This window comes from Nonomuraea sp. NPDC001636 (genome assembly GCF_040298265.1).
GTDB lineage: Bacteria > Actinomycetota > Actinomycetes > Streptosporangiales > Streptosporangiaceae > Nonomuraea.
The window spans coordinates 186,322-204,674 of record NZ_JBEOZT010000013.1; the positions used below are offsets into that span (position 1 = coordinate 186,322).

12 protein-coding genes are annotated in these 18,353 nt (G+C 75.1%); 6 read left to right on the forward strand and 6 right to left on the reverse strand.

Annotation, left to right across the window (positions count from 1 at the left end; all coding sequences use genetic code 11):
- Nucleotides 1-127 precede the first annotated feature (127 nt).
- Genes ABT158_RS24730 through ABT158_RS24740 form a run of 3 tightly spaced genes read left to right on the forward strand, consistent with a single transcriptional unit; the run spans nucleotide 128 to nucleotide 5,747 of the window.
- Nucleotides 128-1,327 carry a hypothetical protein gene (locus ABT158_RS24730; RefSeq protein WP_352357092.1) on the forward strand — a complete coding sequence of 400 codons (1,200 nt, stop codon included), beginning with the start codon at nucleotides 128-130 and terminating at the stop codon, nucleotides 1,325-1,327.
- On the forward strand, nucleotides 1,324-2,646 hold the full coding sequence (locus tag ABT158_RS24735; RefSeq protein WP_352357094.1) for a hypothetical protein: 1,323 nt from the start codon (nucleotides 1,324-1,326) through the stop codon (nucleotides 2,644-2,646). Before ABT158_RS24730 ends, ABT158_RS24735 begins: the two co-directional genes overlap by 4 nt.
- Nucleotides 2,647-2,690: 44 nt before the next feature.
- Nucleotides 2,691-5,747: a chromosome partitioning protein ParA gene (locus ABT158_RS24740; protein ID WP_352357096.1), complete on the forward strand. Its 3,057-nt coding sequence runs from the start codon at nucleotides 2,691-2,693 to the stop codon at nucleotides 5,745-5,747.
- Between the two features lie 19 nt (nucleotides 5,748-5,766).
- On the opposite strand, the gene ABT158_RS24745 is transcribed toward ABT158_RS24740, so the two are convergent.
- Complete coding sequence (locus ABT158_RS24745; protein WP_352357098.1) at nucleotides 5,767-7,083, reverse strand: NAD(P)/FAD-dependent oxidoreductase; 1,317 nt, start codon at nucleotides 7,081-7,083, stop codon at nucleotides 5,767-5,769.
- Between the two features lie 74 nt (nucleotides 7,084-7,157).
- Complete coding sequence (locus ABT158_RS24750) at nucleotides 7,158-8,447, reverse strand: MFS transporter (RefSeq protein ID WP_352357100.1); 1,290 nt, start codon at nucleotides 8,445-8,447, stop codon at nucleotides 7,158-7,160.
- Between the two features lie 129 nt (nucleotides 8,448-8,576).
- Here ABT158_RS24750 and ABT158_RS24755 point away from each other — a divergent pair, with 129 nt between their 5' ends.
- Nucleotides 8,577-9,203 carry an HAD family hydrolase gene (locus ABT158_RS24755; protein ID WP_352357202.1) on the forward strand — a complete coding sequence of 209 codons (627 nt, stop codon included), beginning with the start codon at nucleotides 8,577-8,579 and terminating at the stop codon, nucleotides 9,201-9,203.
- Nucleotides 9,204-9,912: 709 nt separating this feature from the next.
- On the opposite strand, the gene ABT158_RS24760 is transcribed toward ABT158_RS24755, so the two are convergent.
- A complete protein-coding gene (locus tag ABT158_RS24760) occupies nucleotides 9,913-10,107 on the reverse strand; it encodes a hypothetical protein (RefSeq protein WP_352357102.1) in 195 nt (64 codons plus the stop codon).
- Nucleotides 10,108-10,182: 75 nt separating this feature from the next.
- Between ABT158_RS24760 and ABT158_RS24765 the strand changes: the two genes are divergently transcribed.
- Entirely contained in the window at nucleotides 10,183-11,232 is a 1,050-nt protein-coding gene (locus ABT158_RS24765) for a LacI family DNA-binding transcriptional regulator (RefSeq protein ID WP_352357104.1), read from the forward strand.
- Here the strand turns inward: ABT158_RS24765 and ABT158_RS24770 are convergent.
- Both ABT158_RS24770 and ABT158_RS24775 read right to left on the reverse strand, forming a co-directional pair.
- Complete coding sequence (locus ABT158_RS24770) at nucleotides 11,225-14,752, reverse strand: AAA family ATPase (RefSeq protein WP_352357106.1); 3,528 nt, start codon at nucleotides 14,750-14,752, stop codon at nucleotides 11,225-11,227. The two genes, ABT158_RS24765 and ABT158_RS24770, sit on opposite strands and share 8 nt — an antisense overlap.
- Nucleotides 14,753-15,862 carry an exonuclease SbcCD subunit D gene (locus tag ABT158_RS24775; RefSeq protein WP_352357108.1) on the reverse strand — a complete coding sequence of 370 codons (1,110 nt, stop codon included), beginning with the start codon at nucleotides 15,860-15,862 and terminating at the stop codon, nucleotides 14,753-14,755.
- Nucleotides 15,863-15,969: 107 nt separating this feature from the next.
- Between ABT158_RS24775 and ABT158_RS24780 the strand changes: the two genes are divergently transcribed.
- Nucleotides 15,970-17,463, forward strand: coding sequence for an alpha/beta hydrolase family protein (locus ABT158_RS24780; protein ID WP_352357110.1), 1,494 nt, complete (start codon nucleotides 15,970-15,972; stop codon nucleotides 17,461-17,463).
- On the opposite strand, the gene ABT158_RS24785 is transcribed toward ABT158_RS24780, so the two are convergent.
- Nucleotides 17,436-18,353 (reverse strand): alpha/beta hydrolase, encoded by a 918-nt coding sequence (locus ABT158_RS24785; RefSeq protein ID WP_352357112.1) that lies wholly within the window; start codon nucleotides 18,351-18,353, stop codon nucleotides 17,436-17,438. The two genes, ABT158_RS24780 and ABT158_RS24785, sit on opposite strands and share 28 nt — an antisense overlap.

Genomic DNA, 18,353 nt, shown 5'->3' on the forward strand with positions numbered 1-18,353 from the left:
TCACAGAGAGTTTGCCCCGCTTTAACCGGGATCACCCTAGCGGGCAGGAGTCCCATCCGCGTCCGTACCGGCTGGTAGCCCGCGCCGGGTTCCGTGTCTGTCGGTGTGAAGCCGTACCTTAGTGCGCGTGTCCGAACAGCCCCTGACCCTCGACGCCGCCCTCTCCGAGGAGGCGGTGCTGTCGACCTACCGCCGCATGTTCGCCGCGCTGGCCCGCGACAGCGGCGCGGTGGTCGACGACCCCGCCCTGGTCGACATCGCCGAGACGCTGTTCGCGGCGTTCGCCGAGGCGGGCGAGGAGTGGCTGACGCACGAGCAGATGCGCTTCGCCTGCCGGGCCTACCCCGGCGACCAGTTCGACAACCGGCTGCGGGTGCTCAAGGGGCTCGGCGCGATCCGCGAGGTGTTCCCCAAGCCCAACCAGCTCCGCTACCGCGCCTCGTTCACCAGCGTCGTCGGCCTGATGTTCATCCGCCGCATGATGGACGACGGCGGCCAGTCCGAGATGCACCGCCTGCTCGCCCTGGAGGACCTCAACGTCGCCGACCCCCGCACCACCAGCGAGGAGGCCCGGCAGAGCGCGGTCAACCTGGCGCGCGCGTTCCGGCTCTGGGCCCTGGAGCTGATCACGCTGACCACGGGCACCATCGAGGAGCTGCGCGAGCAGGCCCCCAAGCTCTGGGGCACCGAGGAGATCGCCCGGCGCGCCCAGGGCCTGCACGGCACGATCCTGACCCGCTGGCCCGAGCTCGACCGGGTCTGCACCGACCTGCGCGCGTCCATCTACTCCTACAGCGACGCCTCGCGCCGCGCCGCCGGCCGCCTGGCCGACTCGGCGGGCACGACCCGCAACCTCACGCTGCTGCCCACCGAGACGTGGCGCACGTTCGCCCAGACCGCCTCCAAGGAGCGGCTGGCCTCGGTGCTCGACGGGTTCGTCTTCGACGCGCCCGCGCCGTGGCACGATCCGGCCGCCGTCGCGCGGGCGGTCGACGAGGCGCCGCGGCCGGCTCCCGTCCAGCCCACTCCCCCGCGTTCGGCGCTGCCCGACCCCGGGCCCGAGGGGTCGCTCGACTCCTCGCCGGGGGCCGCCGTCGAGCGGCTCACGCAGGTGGCCGAGTCGCTGCTCGGCGCCGCCTCCCGGGTCGCGCTGGCCGACGTGATCGGCTCCGACTGGCCATCGGCCCGCCGTCTGCTCGCCGACCTGACCACCGCAGACCTGCGCCCCGAGCTCCCCTACCGGCTCACCTGGTCCGACGGCCTGACCGTCGACCCCGACGGCGAGCCCGCCTGGCTGTCCCACGGCTACCTGGAGCGCACCTCATGACGTCCACCGGTTCTCCGGCCTCCGAGCGCGGCCGGTCCGCCGGTCAGGCGCTCGCCCACGCGCGGGCGCGGTCAGGCGGGCCGCTGCGGCTGGGGGCGGGCGTGCCCGCGCCCGCCGGGATGACCCGCCTGACCCGCCCCGACTCCACCGGGCACACGCTGCCGGTGTGGCCCGACGGGGTGACACCGTCGCTGCTGGAGGAGTACCAGGTCGCCGCCGTCCCGGTGGAGCGGGCCGGCGAGACGCGGCGGGTGCTGGCGGCCACGCTCAAGTGCTGCTGGAACGATCTGTCCGTCGATCCGTGGCCCGGCGACCCGGCGCCCGTCGAGCTGGTGCTCGACACCTACCGGGCGCTGATCGGGCGCACCGACGACCTGATGCGCAACTGGGCGCGGGGCGCGCTGCGGCGGCTGCACGACTCTGCGTGGATCGTCCTCGACGACGGGGTGGTGACGCTCGGGCCGCGCTGCGCGCTGTGGCCGGCGGAGTCGCACGCCCAGTTGCAGGAGCTGGTCCGCCGCCTGCCCGAGCCCGAGCGGCCGGAGCTCACGGTGGTGGGCGACGCCGACATCGTGGCCGCGGCGGTCCTGCCGCTGCCCGCCGCGGGCGGGCGGGCCGAGCTCGGCGTGGCCGAGTTCGACGACCTGCTGGGCGCCTACGACGAGCGGCGGCGGGCCGAGCTGGTGGCCGCGTTCATGGTGGTCGAGCACGCCGCCGAGCCGGTCGCCGAGGGCCGCTTCGCCGCGCTGCGCGATCCGGCACTGCGCCACACGCTGGGCGAGATGCTGGCCCGCCGCGGCCGCGTCCTCATCCAGCTGCGCGAACGCTGGACCTCGGGCTACGACGACACCCTCACGGCCGCCCTGGCTCAGCCCCCGTCCCCCGCCTCCGAGCCGGAGGCGGGCCTGGAGACCGCGGGCGCGGAGGCGGCGGCTCGCCCGGCGGCGGTCGCGGGGCTCGGCGTGAGCGAGCGGGCGGTGCTGACGCTGGTACTGGTGCACTCGGTCGCGATCCCCAGAGCCGAGGGCCTGCTGCCGGAGGACTCCTGGCTGTCGCCGCACCCCACCCCGGTCGAGGAGCTGCGCCGCCACACCCAGGTCCCGATCGGCGAGCTGGAGTCGGCGCTGCGCACGCTGCGGCACGCCGGCCTGCTGGCCCAGGTGAAGGCCGGCGAGGAGGCGGGCGGCTACGTCCCCGGCCCGCAGTTCCACCGGCTCACGCCGGCGGCCCGGCGGCGGCTGCAGGAGGAGCTGATCCTCGCCGCCGGCCCGCACACGCCGCTCGCGGCGGCCGTACGCGCCCGCAGGTCGGCGCAGTGAACGTCATGACAGATGGAAGGGTTACGGGGGTTCGGGTGTCGCAGATGGAGAACGTCGTCGGAGACCGGGTGCTGATCGCCGTGCAGGCGGTCAACATCTCACGGCTCTCGACCCATCCGGTGCCCACGGTCCCCGGCACGCTCATCGTCGTCGCGGGCGCGGGCCCCAAAGACTCCAACGGCGCGGGCAAGTCGTCGTTCATCGCCTCGATCACGGCGCTGCTCGGCGACGAGCAGTGGCGCTTCGCCTCGGGCGCCAAGGCGGTCTCCGAGCTGCTCTTCAACGCCGAGCTGGCCAGCGGCGCGGGCGCCCGCCAGTGGGCGAGCGCCGACCACGGCTACATCGTGGGCGTCTTCGGCCCGCCCGGCATGGACTCCTTCGCCCCGCCGCCGGCCCCGCCCGAGCCGGTCGCCGCGCCCGACCTCACCCTGACCGAGGCGGGCGAGGAGGGCGAGGAGGGCGAGCGGGACAGCGGGGAGCTGTTCGAGGTGCCCGACACCTCGGGCGGCGCGATCACCGTGTGGCTCAGGGTCAACCAGGAGGCTCCGCACCTGGAGATCCGCTGGCGGGAGGGCGTCCATCTGGCCGCCTCGCCGTCCGAGGCCGAGCGGGTGGCGCGGGCCGACGAGATCTGGGCGTCGCTGCCGAGGTCGGCGGGCAAGCGCGACGTCGTGGCCCGCGACCTGACCAAGGTGCTCTACGGCGACCGGGTCAGGTGCGTGTCGTTCCTGTCCACGTCCGTGCGCAGCAAGGTCGCCACCAACCTGCTCTCCCAGCCGCTCAACGAGATCTCCCCCGAGCGCGTCTTCGAGGCCATCGCGGCGCTCACCGGCCTCGACGCCGAGCTGGAGCAGGAGCGCGAGGCCCGGCGCGACGAGCACGCCAAGCGGGTGCGGGCGGCGCAGGCGGCCGACCGGCTGGCCGAGTTCGAGGTGGAGTCCAAGGCGCTGCTCGGCACGTTCGACCGCCGCGACCAGGCCCGGGTGCGCCTGGCCGAGGCGTTGCGCTGCTGGCGCGGCAGGCAGGCGCGCAAGCTCGCCGACGCCGCCGCCAAAGACGAGCTGCTGGCCGCCGACCTCGGCCGCCACCGCGCCGCGGGCGAGTCGGCGGCCGAGGAGATCGCGCTGGTCAAGGCCGAGATCGCCACGCTGCGCGAGGACACGCTCGACCGCCAGGTGTCCCAGGCCCGCAAGGAGCTGGCCGCCCTGCAGGCCCGTACCACCAAGCTCGACGCCGACCGCGCGGTGGCCGAGAACTCCGCCGACGAGCTGCGGGCCGCGATCCCGGCGCTGGAGGAGACGCGCAGGTTCGCCGACGGGCGCGACGTGCCCGCCGCCGAGGGCGAGCTGCGGCAGGCCGGGCTCCGGCTCAACGAGGCGCTCAAGGCGCTCGGCGTGGCCGACCAGGAGGTGTCCTCGGCGCGGGCGGCGCTCGACGACGCCGAGGGCGGTCCGGCCGCGGCCCAGCTCGACGCGCTGTCGGCGGCGGGTGTCGGGGCGACCGGCCTGCTCGACGCCCTCGACGTGGCCGAGCAGGCCCGCGACGCCGCCCTTCCCGGCGGCCGCCTGCGCGGCTGGCCGCACGAGCACGCCGTCATCGTCGACGCCGCGCGGCTCGGCGAGGCGGCACAGGCCCTGGCCGGGCTGCCCGGGTCCGTGCTGGTCAGCGCGGCCGGGGTGAGCGTGGTGGGGGCGTTCGACGGGGTGGCGACCGGGCGGGAGGCCCGCATCAAGGCCGCCGGCCAGCGGCTCAACCGCGCCGAAGACGCCCAGGAGAGCGCCGCGGAGGTGGTGCGCGCGGCCGAGGAGGCCGTCGCCGAGGCGCAGCGGCGGCTGGAGGGCGCGCGGGCCGGGGTGCGGCTGGCGGAGCTGGAGGCCAGGCTGGCCGAGCGCCGCGACCGGCTGGTCGGGCTCAACGCGGCGATCGAGGAGCTGACGCCGAAGGTCGCCGAGGCCGAGCGGCAGGCGGGCGCGCTCGACTTCCGGGCCCGTACCCGCGACATGGAGATCGAGCGGCTCGACGGGCGGCGGCAGCGGCACGAGAGCGAGCGGGCGCAGGCCCGCGAGCAGGAGGCCAAGGTCACCGCCGAGCGCGAGGCGCTGCGGCTCGACGCGCTGGCCGCCGACTGGGGCGGCACGGTGGAGACCGCCCGCGAGTGGATCGCGGCGCTGCCGGAGGAGGAGCGTCCGCGCGCGGCCGAGGAGTGGTGGCGCGTCGCCGAACGCCACTTCGACCAGGCGTTGCGCGACACCTTCCCCGAGGAGGACGCCGAGATCCCGGAGGAGCTGGCGTTCCTGCTGTCGGAGCGGGGCGGCAGCACGGCGCGCGAGCAGGCGACGTTCGCGGCGGTGTGCGGGTCGCTGGCCTCCTACCTGCGCGGCCAGGAGGAGTACGAGAAGCACCAGCGGCGGCAGATCGAGGCGCAGGTCGTCTCCCGGCAGCGCGACCTGGCGGCGGCCGCCCGGGGCGCGGAGGAGGCGGCGCAGTCCACGGCCGTCCACCGGGCGGCGCTGACGGCGGCGATCAAGGCCAGGCTGACGCGGGTGGCCGAGGAGTTCGAGAAGCTCGACACCTCCTACGGCGGCTACGGCGCGACGCTGGAGTTCCCGGTGCCGCCCGCGCCCGCCGACCCCGAGCAGCGCTGGCAGTGGCGGGTGACGCCGAAGTGGCGGCGGGGCGAGGGGCAGGGGTTCGTGCCGTACAACCGGCGGGCCAACACCGCGCTCATGGACGAGAAGGCCGTCAAGCTGGTGTGCGCGGCGGCCATCGCCTCCTCCGGCGGCGGCCACCTGTGCCTGGTGCTCGACGAGCTCGGCCGCAACCTGGGCAAGGAGCACCGCAGGGAGGCGGTCGCGCTGTTCCGGCGGATCGGCGAGACGTACGGCATCACGGTGATCGGCGCGCTCCAGGACGACATGGAGCCGTACGCGATCGACGCCTGCGGCCAGTACGTCAAGCTGCGGCGGTCGTCGGACGCGATGCCGTACAACGAGCCGCCGGTGATCGTCGGCCACGACCAGCACGCCGAGCGGGTGCGCGCGCTGGCCGCGTACGTCGACCGCGGCCAGCCGGTCGGTCAGCAGGTCGAGCAGCCGGTGTAGCGGGCGCGGGGAGGGCGGATCAGGCGGCGCGGCCGAGGTCGTCGGCCGCCAGGGCCCGGCGGAAGTCCTCCCCGGCCTGCTCGATGGCCGTGAGCTGCACGGCCTCCCGCCGGAACAGCATCGACAGCCCCCAGTCCGCCAGCACCCGCGCCTTGTGGTTGAACGTCGGCACCCACGCCAGGTGGTACGCCCGGTGCGCCAGCCACCCCAGGAACCCGGTCAGCCGGATCGCGTGCACCTGGGCCACGCCCTGGTGGTGGCCGAGCCCGGCCACCGACCCCAGGTACGCGTGCCGGTACGCCTTCAACCGGCCTCCCCTGACGTGGGCCGCCAGGTTGCGGGCGAGCAGCTTGGCCTGGCGCACCGCGTGCTGCGCGTTGGGCGCGGTGAACTCGCCCGGACGGGTCAGGTCGGGCACCGCCGCGCCGTCGCCGGCCGTGAACGCGTCCGCCAGTCCGGCCACCGTCAGGTATTCGGTGGCCCGCAGCCGTCCGGCCTCGTCCACGGGCAGCCCGCTGTCGGCGGCGAGCGGGCTCGGCCGGCCGCCGGCCGCCCACACCAGCGTCCCGGCCTCCAGCGACGTGCCGTCCGACAGCCGGGCCACGCCGCCTTCGGCCGAGCTCAGCCGGGTCTCCAGCCGCACGTCCACGCCGCGGGCGCGCAGCGCGTCCACGGTCCAGCGGCCGAGGCCGGGGTGGAGTTCGGGCAGGATGCCGCCGGTCGCCTCGACCAGGGTCCAGCTCAGGTCGGCGGGCTCGATCCCGTCGTGGTAGCGCAGGGCCTCGTCGGCCAGCCCCTGCATCTCGGCCAGCGCCTCGACGCCCGAGAACCCGCCGCCGACCACCACGAACGTCAGCGCCCTGCGCCGCACCAGCGGGTCGTCGGTCGAGGCGGCCGCGGCGAGCTGGGCCAGGACGTGGTTGCGCAGGTGCACGGCCTCGCCGAGGCTCTTGAACCCGACCGCGTGCTCGGCCAGCCCCGGGATGGGCAGCGCGCGGGTGATCGACCCGGCCGCCAGCACGAGGATGTCGTACGTGAGCGTCCTGGCCGGCCCCTGGACCGGCTGGAACCGCGCGGTGCGGGCCTCGTGGTCGACGCGGGTGACGTGGCCGGTGAGCACGCGCGCGCCTTTGAGCACCCGGTTGAGCGGGGCGACGACGTGGCGCGGCTCGATCGTCCCGCCGACCGCCTCGGCCAGGAACGGCTGGTACGTCATGTAGCCCCGCGGGTCGACCACGGTGACCGTCACCTCGCCCGACCGGATCAGCCGCCGCAGCCCGCGGGCCGTGTACATCCCGACATATCCACCGCCGACGATCAGAATGTGCTTGCTCATCGTCCGCTCCTCCTCATCAGGTTCTTCACCAGGAGGACGGGACAGCCCCTGCGGATGTGACAGGAAAGCCGGGATCACCGGAGTGAGCTGTCGCCGGTCTCCGGCAGGGCGAGCAGGCAGAGCAGGCTCAGCAGGGCCATCGCCGAGACGTACAGGCCGACGCCCATGACGCCGAGGCCGCTCGTCTGCAGGCTGGTGGCGACCAGCGGCGGCACCGCCCCGCCCAGCACGCCGCCGAGGCTGTAGGCGACCGAGGCGCCGCTGTAGCGGAACTCCGTCCTGAACAACTCGGGCAGGTACGCCCCCATCGGCCCGAAGATCAGCCCCATCAGCCCGAGCGCGCCGGCCAGCGCCACCCCGGCCAGGACGACCGACCCGGTCTCCATCAGCGGGAACATCACCAGCCCCCACCCGACGGCGACGGCCGTGCCGGTGAGGAGGGTGCGGCGGCGGCCCAGCCGGTCGCTGACCACCGCCGAGACGACCGTGCCCGCCGCCATGAACAGCACGCCGACCATGGTCAGGATCAGCATGGTGGTCTTCGGGATGCCGAGGGTGGCGGTGCCGTAGGACAGGCAGTAGGTGGTGGCGGTGTAGAAGAGCGTGTAGGCGACGGTCATCGCCCCGGCGGCGGGCAGCACCCGCCGCCACTGGTGGCGCATCAGCCCGGCGAACGGCACCTTGGCGATGCGGCGCTGGTCGAGGGCGGCCCGGAAGACGGGCGTCTCGGAGATCCGCAGCCGCACGTACAGGCCGACGACCACGAGGAGCAGGCTGGCCACGAACGGCAGCCGCCAGCCCCAGCCGCCGAACTGCTCGTCGGTCAGCGTCTCGCCGAGGATCAGGAACAGCCCGTTGGCCACGATGAACCCGGCCGCGGGGCCGAGCTGGGGGAACATCGCGTACCGGCCGCGCCTGCCGGGCGGGGCGTGCTCGGTGGCCAGCAGCGCCGCGCCGCCCCACTCACCGCCGAGGCCGATGCCCTGGGTGAAGCGCAGCAGCACCAGCAGCACGGGCGCGGCCACGCCGATGGCCGCGTACCCAGGCAGCAACCCGATCGCCACCGTGGACAGGCCCATCACCAGCAGCGAGACGACCAGCATCGACTTGCGCCCCACGCGGTCGCCCCAGTGGCCGAACACCGCCGACCCGAGCGGACGCGAGACGAACGCCACCGCGAACGTCGAGAACGCGGCCAGCCGGCCGGCCACCGGGTCCATGCCGGGGAAGAACGCGGTGTTGAGCACCAGCGCGGCGGCGGTCCCGTAGATGTAGAAGTCGTAGAACTCGATCGCGGTGCCCATGAGGCTGGCCATGGCGATCCTGGTCGTGCTGGGCGCCGAGGCCCGGGGGGAAGTCTTCACTTCGTGTCTCACTGTCCGGACTGACATCTTGTCAAGCGGTACGACGACGCTACCACCTGCGCAATGTCACACAGCCGCCCGATAGATTCGACCGCAAACGCCACCTTTTGGGAGGATCGCACCTTGGCCGTGGAACTGGTCATCTTCGACTGTGACGGGGTGCTCGTCGACAGCGAGCGCATCTCGGTACGCGTGGGCACCGCCGCCCTGCGCCGCCTGGGCTGGACGATCGACGAGAGCGAGTACGCCGAGCGCTTCGTCGGCTGCAGCAACGAGTACTGGGACGAGCAGGTCGGCGAGACGCCCCCGGGCTGGCGTGACCAGATCACCCAGGAGTACCTGGCCGCGATGGAGACCGAGCTGCGCGTCATCGAGGGCATCGAGGCCGCCCTCGACCGCCTGGACATCCCCTACTGCGTGGCCTCCAACGGCCGGCACGCCAACGTCCGCAACAGCCTGGAGCTGACCGGTCTGGCCCGGCGTTTCGACGGCCGCGTCTTCAGCGCCGAGGACGTCGCCCGCGGCAAGCCCGCCCCCGACCTGTTCCTGCACGCCGCGGCGACCATGGGGGCCGCGCCGGAGGGGTGCGTGGTGGTCGAGGACAGCCCGTTCGGGGTGCGGGCGGCGATGAGCGCGGGGATGCGCTGCCTGGCGTTCGCGGGCGGCCTGACGCCCCCCGCACGCCTGTCCGGCCTCGGCGCCACCCTCTTCCACGACCCCACCACAATCCCCGACCTGATAGCCACCCTCCCCTAACCCCCACCCCTGCCCCCCGGCACCCGGCCCCGACCCCTGACACCCAGCCCGTGACACCCGGAGCCCTGCCCCTGGCACCCGGACCGGCCCCTTGCGCCGCCCTGACCGGCTCCTGCCCCTCCTGATGACCTGGGCCCCTCCTGACACCGGGAGGGGCACACCGCCCCTCCTGACGCTCCCGACCAACCCCTCCGCCTCTTTGCGCCCCCGCCGGTCGCGCAGCTCGGTAGGGCATTCGGCATCTATCTGTGCTGCTGCGGTCAGCGCATCGCCCCTCTCAACGCCCCGCCCAGCCTGCCCCCATCTCCCGGGCGGAGGCAGCCGGCCCCAGGGACCGGGGGGCGTCGGCAGGGGCGAGGAAACCGGGGGCTGCCTTGGCGCCAAGGGCCGGTCACACCCTCGCTGCACCGGCCTGACGGTCGAGCCCGAACGAGCGGGGCCTCGGGTCACCGGCAGGGCGGGGCCGCCCCCGGTCTTACGAGAAGGCCCGGCCACAGCTCGCCGCGCCCGACCGACGCTCCCAGCCTGCACGGCCGGGGCCTCGGGTGTGAGGGACCGGCTGGGCGGGGACATCGGGATGCCCTGCTCTCACGGGAAGGGCCCGCCGCACCAGGCCCATGGTCGAGCCTGAACGGCCGGGGCGCGTCCAGGCCGGGCGACCGGCAGGCGGGGACCTCGGGGCCGCCGCGGTCTCACGAGAAGGGGGCGGTCACAGCTCGCCGTAGCGGGTGGGTGGGCAGGTGGGGTCGAGGCGGTCGGCGGTGCGGCGTAGTGAGTGCGCGAGCCGCGCCCGTACGGCGACCCGCTCCGGGTCCCGCCTGCGCGGCGCCCCCGGCAGGGCCGCGTCGAGCGAGTCGCGGAACCCCATCGCCGTCCGGTGCGCGAGAACCTGCATGGCATCCATGTCTCTCCTCCTTAATCAATTAAGACCTTAATCAATTAAGAACGCACCGGCAAGGCCGTTCGATACGGTTGGACGATGGCAAGGGTCACCCTGCAGACGATCGCCGACAGGCTCGGCGTGTCCCGCGCCACCGTGTCGTACGCCTTCTCCCGGCCCGACCAGCTCAGCGACGGGCTGCGGCGGCGCATCCTGGAGGTGGCCGACGAGCTCGGCTACGCGGGCCCCAACCCGACGGCGCGCTCGCTCCGGCTCGGCCGCGCCGGCGCGCTCGGCCTGCTGTTCAGCGAGACGCTGGCCTACGCCTTCGCCGACCCGTACGCGCTCGGCTTCTTCCAGGGCCTCGCCACGGCGGCCGAGGAGGCGGGGGTGGGCCTGCTCATCCTGCCGCTGCCGCACGGCGACCGGCGCAGCGACACCGTGCGCGACGCGGTGGTCGACGCGTTCTGCGTGGTCTCGCTGCCCGACGGCCATCCGGCGCTGGCCGAGGTGCTGGCCAGGAAGCTGCCCGTCGTGGTGGTGGACGAGCCGTACGTGCCCGGCCACCCCTTCGTCGGCATCGACGAGCCGGCCGCCGGGGCCGCCGCCGCCGCGCACGTGCTCGGCCTCGGGCACCGGCGGGTCGCGGTGGCGATGGTCGGCCTGCACGACGACGGCCACACCGGCTGGGCCGACCGCGCCCGCCAGGAGAGCGCGGTGTTCGCGGCGATGCGCGCCCGGCGCGGCGGCTACCAGACGGCCTGCGAGCAGGCCGGCCTCGACTGGGACGACGTGCCCTTCTACGAGGTCGCCAGGAACTCGCGGGAGGCGGGCAGGAAGGCCGGCCACGCGCTGCTGCGGCTGGACCCCCGGCCCACGGCGATCCTGACCAACACCGACGTGCTCGCCCTCGGCGTCCTCGACGCCGCCGCCGACCTGGGCCTCGACGTGCCGGGCGAGCTGTCGGTCGTCGGGTTCTCCGACAGCGCGGCGCGGGAGGCGGGGCTCACCACGATCCGGCAGGCCAAGCAGGAGATCGGGGAGGCGGCCGGGCGGCTGCTGCTGTCGGGGGCCGCGGCCCGGCCGGAGCGGCGGCTGTTCCCGTACGAGCTGATCGTGCGGGCCTCGACCGCGCCGCCGCCTAGCTGACCAGGGTCGAGCCCCGGCGCGTCTTGCCCACCTTGAGCTGCACGGGGATCCGGGTACGCAGCTCGCCGACGTGGCTGACGATGCCGACCGCGCGTCCGCCGTCGCGCAGCCCGTCGAGGATGTCGAGCACGTCGTCGAGGGTGTCCTCGTCGAGGGTGCCGAAGCCCTCGTCCACGAACAGGGTGCCGACCTCCGCGCCGCCCGCCTCGGCGGTGACCACGTCGGCCAGGCCGAGCGCGAGCGCGAGCGAGGTGATGAAGCTCTCGCCGCCCGACAGGGTCGCCGGGTCGCGGTCGACCCCGGTCCAGGCGTCGGCCACCTTCAGGCCCAGGCCGCCGCCGGACCGCGCCCGGGATCCGGCGGTCTTGCGCAGGTCGTGCCGGAGCAGGTAGCGGCCGGACGACATGTGGTCGAGGCGCTCGTTGGCGGCGTCGACCACCTGCCTGAGCCGCTCCCCCAGCACGAACGACGTGAGGCTCATGTTCCACTGGTTGTCGCCGGACGTGCCCGAGGCCAGCGCCGCCATGCGTTCGGCCAGCCGGTGCCGCTCGGCCGCGGGACGCCATCGCTCGATGCGCGCGGCCAGCTCCTCGCGCAGCTCGGCGAGGCGGGCGGCTCTGGCCGCCGCGCGGTCGCGTTCGCTCGCCAGCCGCGTGTGCGCCTCCTCGGCCGCGTCTCTGTCGGCCTCGGCGGCCGCCAGATCGGGCGCGGGCTCGGCGGCCGCGGCGATCAGCTCGGGGTCGGCGAGCAGGGCGGTGACGGCGGCGTGCTGGTCGTCGAGCCGCCGCAGCAGCTCCGCCTTGCCCTCCCGCTCGGCCGGGCTCCGGTACGCCTCCTCGGCCTCCCGCACGTCGGCGAACCCCGCCTCGGCCGCCGCCCGCCCGGCCGCCTCGGCCGCGGCGTCGAGCTCGGCGGCGGCCGCGACCGCCGCCCTGGTGGCCTCCAGCGCCTCGCGCAGCAGCTCGGCCTCGTCGTGGAGCCTGGACAGGCGGGCCGTCAGGGTCGGGTCGCCGCCCCGGGCCGCGTCGAGCCGCGCGCCCAGCCGCCCGGCGTCCGCGCTCAGCTCCTCATGTCTGGTACGGCCGGCCGCCACCCGCGCCGCGATGCGGCGTCCGCGCTCCTCCAGCTCGGCGCGTTCGCGGCCGAGCGCGGCCACCTCGGCCGCCAGCCCCGCCTCCTTGGCCGCCACCGCGGCCAGCCGCCGCAGCTCCTCCTCGGCCGCGGCCAGCACCCGCCTCCCGTCGACCTCACCCGGGGCCTCAGGATGGGCGTCTGCCGTGAGCGGACGCTCGGCGAGGAGGGTCTTGGGGTGCAGGGTCTGGGCGAGACGGGTGTGGAGGCGGGTGCGTTCGGCGGTGAGCCGGGTGCGGTGGGCGTGGTGGGCGGCGAGCTCCTCGGCGATCTCCCTGGCCCGGTCGCGGACGTGGTCGCGGTCGCCTTCGAGGCGGTCGAGCGCGTCGGCGAGGGCGGGCTCCCGGTCGGCGACCGACCGCAGCCGGGCCAGCTCCTCCTCGGCCGCGAGCACGCGTCCGGCCGCGGTGTCGGCGGACAGCCCCTCGGTGGCCTCCGAGACGTCGGCGAGCCGGGACTCGATGGAGGCCAGAGCGCGTTCGGCGGCCTCCCGGTCGGCGGCGGCCGCCTCGTGGGCGGTCTCGGCGGCGTGCTCGTCGTCGGGCGAGGGCGCGCTGGGGGCCGGGGCGGCGGGCACGGGGTGGTGCTCGGAGCCGCAGACCGCGCACGGACGCCCGTCGGTCAGGTCGCGGGCCAGCTCGGCCGCCATGCCGTCGATCCTGGCCTGACGCAGGTCGAGCCAGCGTTCGCGGGTCTCCTGGGCGCGGTCCACCAGCACCTGGTGGGCGGCGGCGGCCGACTCCAGCTCGGCGGCGAGGGCGTCGCGGCGGTGGGCGGCCTCCAGGACGGCACGGGCGGCGTCGAGACGGGCGGCGGCGGCGGGCACGGCCGCCGCCTCGGCGCGCACCTCGGCCAGGGCGGCGCCCGCCGCGGCCAGCCGGGCGGGCAGCTCGGCCTCGGCCGCCGCCACCTCGGCCTCGCGCCGGGCCAGCGCCTCCAGCTCCCCGGCCAGTGCGGCGAGCTCCCGGTCGACGTCGATCAGGTCGGCGGCGGCGTCGCGGACGGCCTGGGCCGCCGGGATGCGCGCCGCGGCCACCCGCGCGCCGGCGAGCCTGCCCTCGGCGTCGGCGAGCAGGCCGGGCAGGACGGCGAGCCGCGCGGCGGCGGACTCGTCGGCGCTGACCAGCTCGGCCAGCTCCTGCTCCACCCGCGACAGGTCGCGCCGGACGACCGACAGCCGGGCCTCCTCGGTGAGCAGCTCCGACAGCCGGGCCAGCTCGGCCCGGCGCTCCCGCTCCAGGCCCTCCAGCTCCTCCACCGACGGCTCCGCGCCGCTCGCGGGCCCCTCGACGCCTGGCGTGGATCGGCGGGTGAGGAGGGGACGGGCGCGGGCCAGGGCGTCGGCGACCATGGCGCGGGCCTTGGCGGCGGCCTCGGCGCGCTGCCCGGCGGCCGTGACGAGCGGGAGCACGCGGTCGGCGCGGGCGGCGTCGTCGATGACGGCCTGGAGGTCGGCGCGTTCGTCGGCGCGCTCGTCGAGGGTGCGGCGCAGGGTCAGGGCCTCGGCGTGCCGGCGGCGGCGTTCGGCGAGGGCGGCGGCCTGCTCGAACCGCGACCGCGCCGCGCGTACGGCGTCGCCCGCGGCGGCGTGCCGCTCCTCGCACCGGTGGACGACGGCCCGCGCCGCGTCCAGCAACGCGCCGGCCCATCCGAGCGGATCGTCCGCCGCGGACGGCAGCCCGCCGTCCGCGGCGTCACCGTCCGGCGCGGAGGCGAGGACGGGGCCGGCGGCCTCCTCCAGGCGTTCGACGGCGAAGGCGACCTCGCGCCCCAGCTCCTGCTCCTCCCGCCCCGTGGCCCGCCGCCGCTCGGCCAGCCACGCCTCGGCCTGGGTGAACACCTTGACGGTGAACAGCCGCTCCAGCAGCCGGGCGCGGTCGTCGCCGTCGGCGCGCAGGAACTTGGCGAAGTCGCCCTGCGGCAACATCACCACCTGGCAGAACTGCTCGGCGTTCATCCCGAGCAGCCCGCCCACCAGGTCGCCTGCCTCGTCGAGCCGGGTCGTGAGCCCCTGCCAGGCGGCCCCGCGGCGCTCCTCGACGACGACCTTGGCCTTCTCCTCGGTGAACCCGGCGCCGCGCAGCTTGGGACGCTGCCACGACGGCGACCGCCGGATGCGCAGCGAACGGCCCCGGATCGTGACCTCCAGCGTCACCGAAGGGCCGGCGCCGGCGGGCGCGTGGTCGCAGCGCAGGCTGCGGGCGCTGTTGCGCTGGCCGGGCACGACGCCGTAGAGGGCGAAGCAGAGCGCGTCGAGGATCGTGGTCTTGCCCGCCCCGGTGGGCCCGTGGATGAGGAACAGGCCCGCTTCGGTGAGGGCGTCGAAGTCGACCGTCTCGGTGCCGGGGAAGGACCCGAAGGCCGTGAGGGAGAGCAGGTGCGGCCGCATCTACGCCATCGTCTCCTTCATCCGCGACGCCTCGACCGCCTGTCTCAGCAGCTCTTCCTCCTCGGGCGCGGCGGGCTCGCCGCGCACCTCGCGGACGAAGTCGAGGGCGACCTCGGCCTCGGGCCGCCCGCTGACCCGCACCGGCCCGGCGGCGGGCGCCGCGCCCACCGGGTCGAACGCCAGGGCGAGGGCGTGCGGGAACCGGGCCCGCAGCCGGTCCATGGCCTGCTTGGGACGGACGGCGTCGGTCAGGGTGATCTGCAGCCAGTGGTCTTCGTAGGCGGCGAAGGCGGGCAGGGTCAGCAGGTCGTCGAGGTCGCCGCGGAGCCGCCCGACCGGCCGGGGCACGGGTGCGGGCACGAACTCGACGCCCGCGCCGAGCGTGACCAGCCAGCAGCCCTTGACGTGGCCGGTCTCGGAGAAGGAGTAGGCCAGCGGGGAGCCGGAGTAGCGCACGGTCTCGGACATGCGCTGCCGCCCGTGCAGGTGGCCGAGCGCGACGTAGTCGACGCCGTCGAAGGCCGACAGGGGGACGTGGGACACGCCGCCCACGCTGATGTCGCGCTCGCTGTCGCTGGCCTGCCCGCCGGTCACGAAGCAGTGGGCCAGCACGACGGCGGCCCGATGGCGGACGGCGTCGGCGCGCACGCGGCTCATCGCGTGGGAGATCGCGGCGGTGTGGCCGCGGTCGGGCAGCTGCCAGGGGGTGCGCACCAGTTCGGGCTCCAGGTAGGGGATGCCGTAGAAGGCGACGTCGCCGACCAGCACCGGCTCCCACGACTGCGCGGGCTCGGTGCGGACGTGCACCCCCGAGGACTCGAACAGCGCCGACCCGAACCCCAGCCGCAGCGCAGAGTCGTGGTTGCCGCTGATCAGCACCACCCGCGCCCCGGCGGCGCGCAGCCGGGCCAGCGCGTCGGAGAGCAGGGCCACCGCGTCGACCGGCGGCAGGGCGCGGTCGTAGACGTCGCCGGAGACGGCCACGACGTCGACCCGCTCGGCCCGCACCGTCTCGACCAGGTGGTCGACGAACGCGGCCTGCGCCCCGAGCAGGCTCTCCCGATGGAAGGAGCGCCCGAGGTGCCAGTCGGAGGTGTGCAGGATCCGCATGTCGCAGGAAGCTAACATCTCTCACCGACAAATGCGGCCCCTCCCGTCACAGAAGCCGGGAGTAGGCTGGATGATCGGCGGGCAAACCAACGCACATGGGGAGGCCGATGCGCACTGGCCGTGGCACCTTGAGCGTCGCCGCCGGCCTGGTGCTGGTGGCTCTCGCGTCGGTCGGCTACGTGTTGCCGCCCGCGTTCGACCCGCCGCCGCTGAAGGCGGATCCGGCGTTCGCCGCGATTCCCCCGCAACCGGCCGACGAGCTACGCCCGGTGGTGGCGGCCACCCCCGTGCGGCGGGAGGAGATCTCGCTGCCGGCCGAGGGCCAGCGCCTGGAGGGCACCTTACGCGTGCCGCTCTCGCCCGGCCCGCATCCGGCGATGGTGTTCGTGTCGGGGTCGGGCAACGGGTCGCGGACGGAGTTCACGCCGCAGGCGGAGTTCCTGGCCAGGGCGGGCGTGGCGACGATCGCGTTCGACAAGCGGACGGTCGGCTACGACTTCCGCGACCGCGACTTCGGGCTGCTGGCCGACGACGCGCTGCGCATGGTGCAGTACCTGCGCACCCGGCCGGAGGTGGACGCCTCGCGCGTCGGGCTGTGGGGGGTCAGCGAGGGCGGCTGGGTCGTCCCGATCGCGGCGGCGAAGAGCACGGCGGTGGGCTTCGCGGTGCTGGTCTCCTCGCCGAACGTCTCGCCGCTGCGCCAGGTCGCCTGGGCCCTGAACGAGCAGCTGCTGCGGCTGCACGCCCCCATCGGCGCCCGCGACCTGCTGACCAGGGCGATGGGCGGCGTCGGCTTCACCTTCCTGCGTTACGACGCGATGCCGGCCTTACGTCAGGTCAAGCAGCCGGTCCTGGCGTTCTACGGCACGACCGACCCCTCGATCCCCTTCGTGGAGTCCACCAAGGCGCTGGTCACGGCGCTCACCGAGGCGGGCAACGACCGGTACACGATCCGCTTCATGGACAAGGGCGACCACGCCATGCGGGTCAACGGCGGCCCGTTCACCAAGGGCTACCTGGAGACGCTGGCCAACTGGATCACCGGCCTGCCGGGCACCGCCAGGCCGGCGGCGCACATGGCGGGCAGCACGCCGGTCCAGCGGTTCGAGGCCAGCGACGTGCCCGCGGCCCCCTGGTACGCGGGCGGCACGATGCTCGGGCTGACCATCTGCCTGGCCGCCGTCGGGTACGTGGCCGGCCCGGTGGCGGCGATGGTCGTCCGGCTGCGCGGCCAGGGCAGTCGGCCGGTCGAGACCAACGCCCGGCTGTGGCCGCCGATCAGGCGCAGGCTGCGCAGGATGGCGTGGACGGGCCTCGGCCTGCTGGCCTCGGTCGTGGCGTTCATCATGCTGCTGGTGCTGTTCTCGGTGAACCAGGCGGGCGCCTGGCCGGCCGTGCTGGCCGGCTGGCTGGTGGTCCGCGTGCTGGCCGTGCTCATGCTGGTCCAGGAGGTCACGGCGGTGGCCGCGTACGTGTCGGCGCTGCGCGAGGGCATGCAGCCCACCCGGTGGCAGTACGTGGCGATCGGCGGCGTGCTCGGCGGCACCGGGCTGCTCCTGGTCGCGGCGGCCTACTACGGCCTGTTCGCCTTCCCCTGGTAGGCGTTCATCCAGCGGTCGAGCTCGGCGAAGACCTGCTTGCGCGCGGGCTCGGCCGACAGCACCAGGTCGTGCACGCCGTCCTGGATGCGCACGCAGGTGACGTGGGGGCCGATCGAGGTGGCCCAGCGGGCCATGTGCTCCGGGTCGAGCACGATGTCGGCCGAGCGCGCCTCGGGCACGAAGTCGCGTACCCGCAGGCCCGTGGAGGAGGCCAGGACGAGCACCGGCACGTCCACCGCCAGCCCGCGGTGCAGCCGCCGCTGGGCCCGCCGGATGGCGGCCAGCCACATGGCGTGCACGGAGAACCCGACCAGCGGCTTGAGCTCCAGGTCGTAGTCCCATTCGCCCTGTTCGGTGCGGTGCAGGCTCTGGCCGTAGGCGGTGCTGATGCCGAGGGGCAGCGGCCGCCGGACGTAGGACATCGGGGTCTTGAGCAGGTCGGCGGCCAGCCGGAGCGGGGCCGGCACGTTGAGGTCGAGGAACGGGCTGTTGAGCACGAGCCCCTGCACCAGCCCCCGGCCGCGGACCCGGTCGGCCCACAGCGCGGCGATCAGGCCGCCGGTGGAGTGGGCGTTGACGGTCAGCTCGTCGTGGTCGCGCCGGATGAGCCGGACTGCCTCGTCGATCTCGGGGAAGTAGTCGGTGACGCTCCTGATCAGCCCCCTGGTCTGGTGCGGGAGCAGTGAGCGGCCGTACTTGCGCAGGTCGAGGGCGTAGAAGTCGATGCCGCGCTGGACGTAGTGGTCGGCCAGATGGTCCTGGAAGAAGTAGTCGGTGAACCCGTGGACGTAGAGCACCGCCCTGCGCGAACCGGTCCTCCTGGAGATCAGGGTCGCGACGACCTCGCCCTCGAAGTCGGGCTGCATGGGGAGAACGGTGATCTCGTACAT

What these genes read in the sequence shown, in the direction of transcription:
- ABT158_RS24735 (WP_352357094.1), top strand. Translation starts at nt 1,324, where the DNA reads ATGACGTCCACCGGTTCTCCGGCCTCCGAGCGCGGCCGGTCCGCCGGT.
- ABT158_RS24740 (WP_352357096.1), top strand. Translation starts at nt 2,691, where the DNA reads ATGGAGAACGTCGTCGGAGACCGGGTGCTGATCGCCGTGCAGGCGGTC.
- ABT158_RS24745 (WP_352357098.1), bottom strand. Translation starts at nt 7,083, where the DNA reads ATGAGCAAGCACATTCTGATCGTCGGCGGTGGATATGTCGGGATGTAC.
- ABT158_RS24760 (WP_352357102.1), bottom strand. Translation starts at nt 10,107, where the DNA reads ATGGATGCCATGCAGGTTCTCGCGCACCGGACGGCGATGGGGTTCCGC.
- ABT158_RS24765 (WP_352357104.1), top strand. Translation starts at nt 10,183, where the DNA reads ATGGCAAGGGTCACCCTGCAGACGATCGCCGACAGGCTCGGCGTGTCC.
- ABT158_RS24770 (WP_352357106.1), bottom strand. Translation starts at nt 14,752, where the DNA reads ATGCGGCCGCACCTGCTCTCCCTCACGGCCTTCGGGTCCTTCCCCGGC.
- ABT158_RS24775 (WP_352357108.1), bottom strand. Translation starts at nt 15,862, where the DNA reads ATGCGGATCCTGCACACCTCCGACTGGCACCTCGGGCGCTCCTTCCAT.
- ABT158_RS24780 (WP_352357110.1), top strand. Translation starts at nt 15,970, where the DNA reads ATGCGCACTGGCCGTGGCACCTTGAGCGTCGCCGCCGGCCTGGTGCTG.
- ABT158_RS24785 (WP_352357112.1), bottom strand. Translation starts at nt 18,353, where the DNA reads ATGTACGAGATCACCGTTCTCCCCATGCAGCCCGACTTCGAGGGCGAG.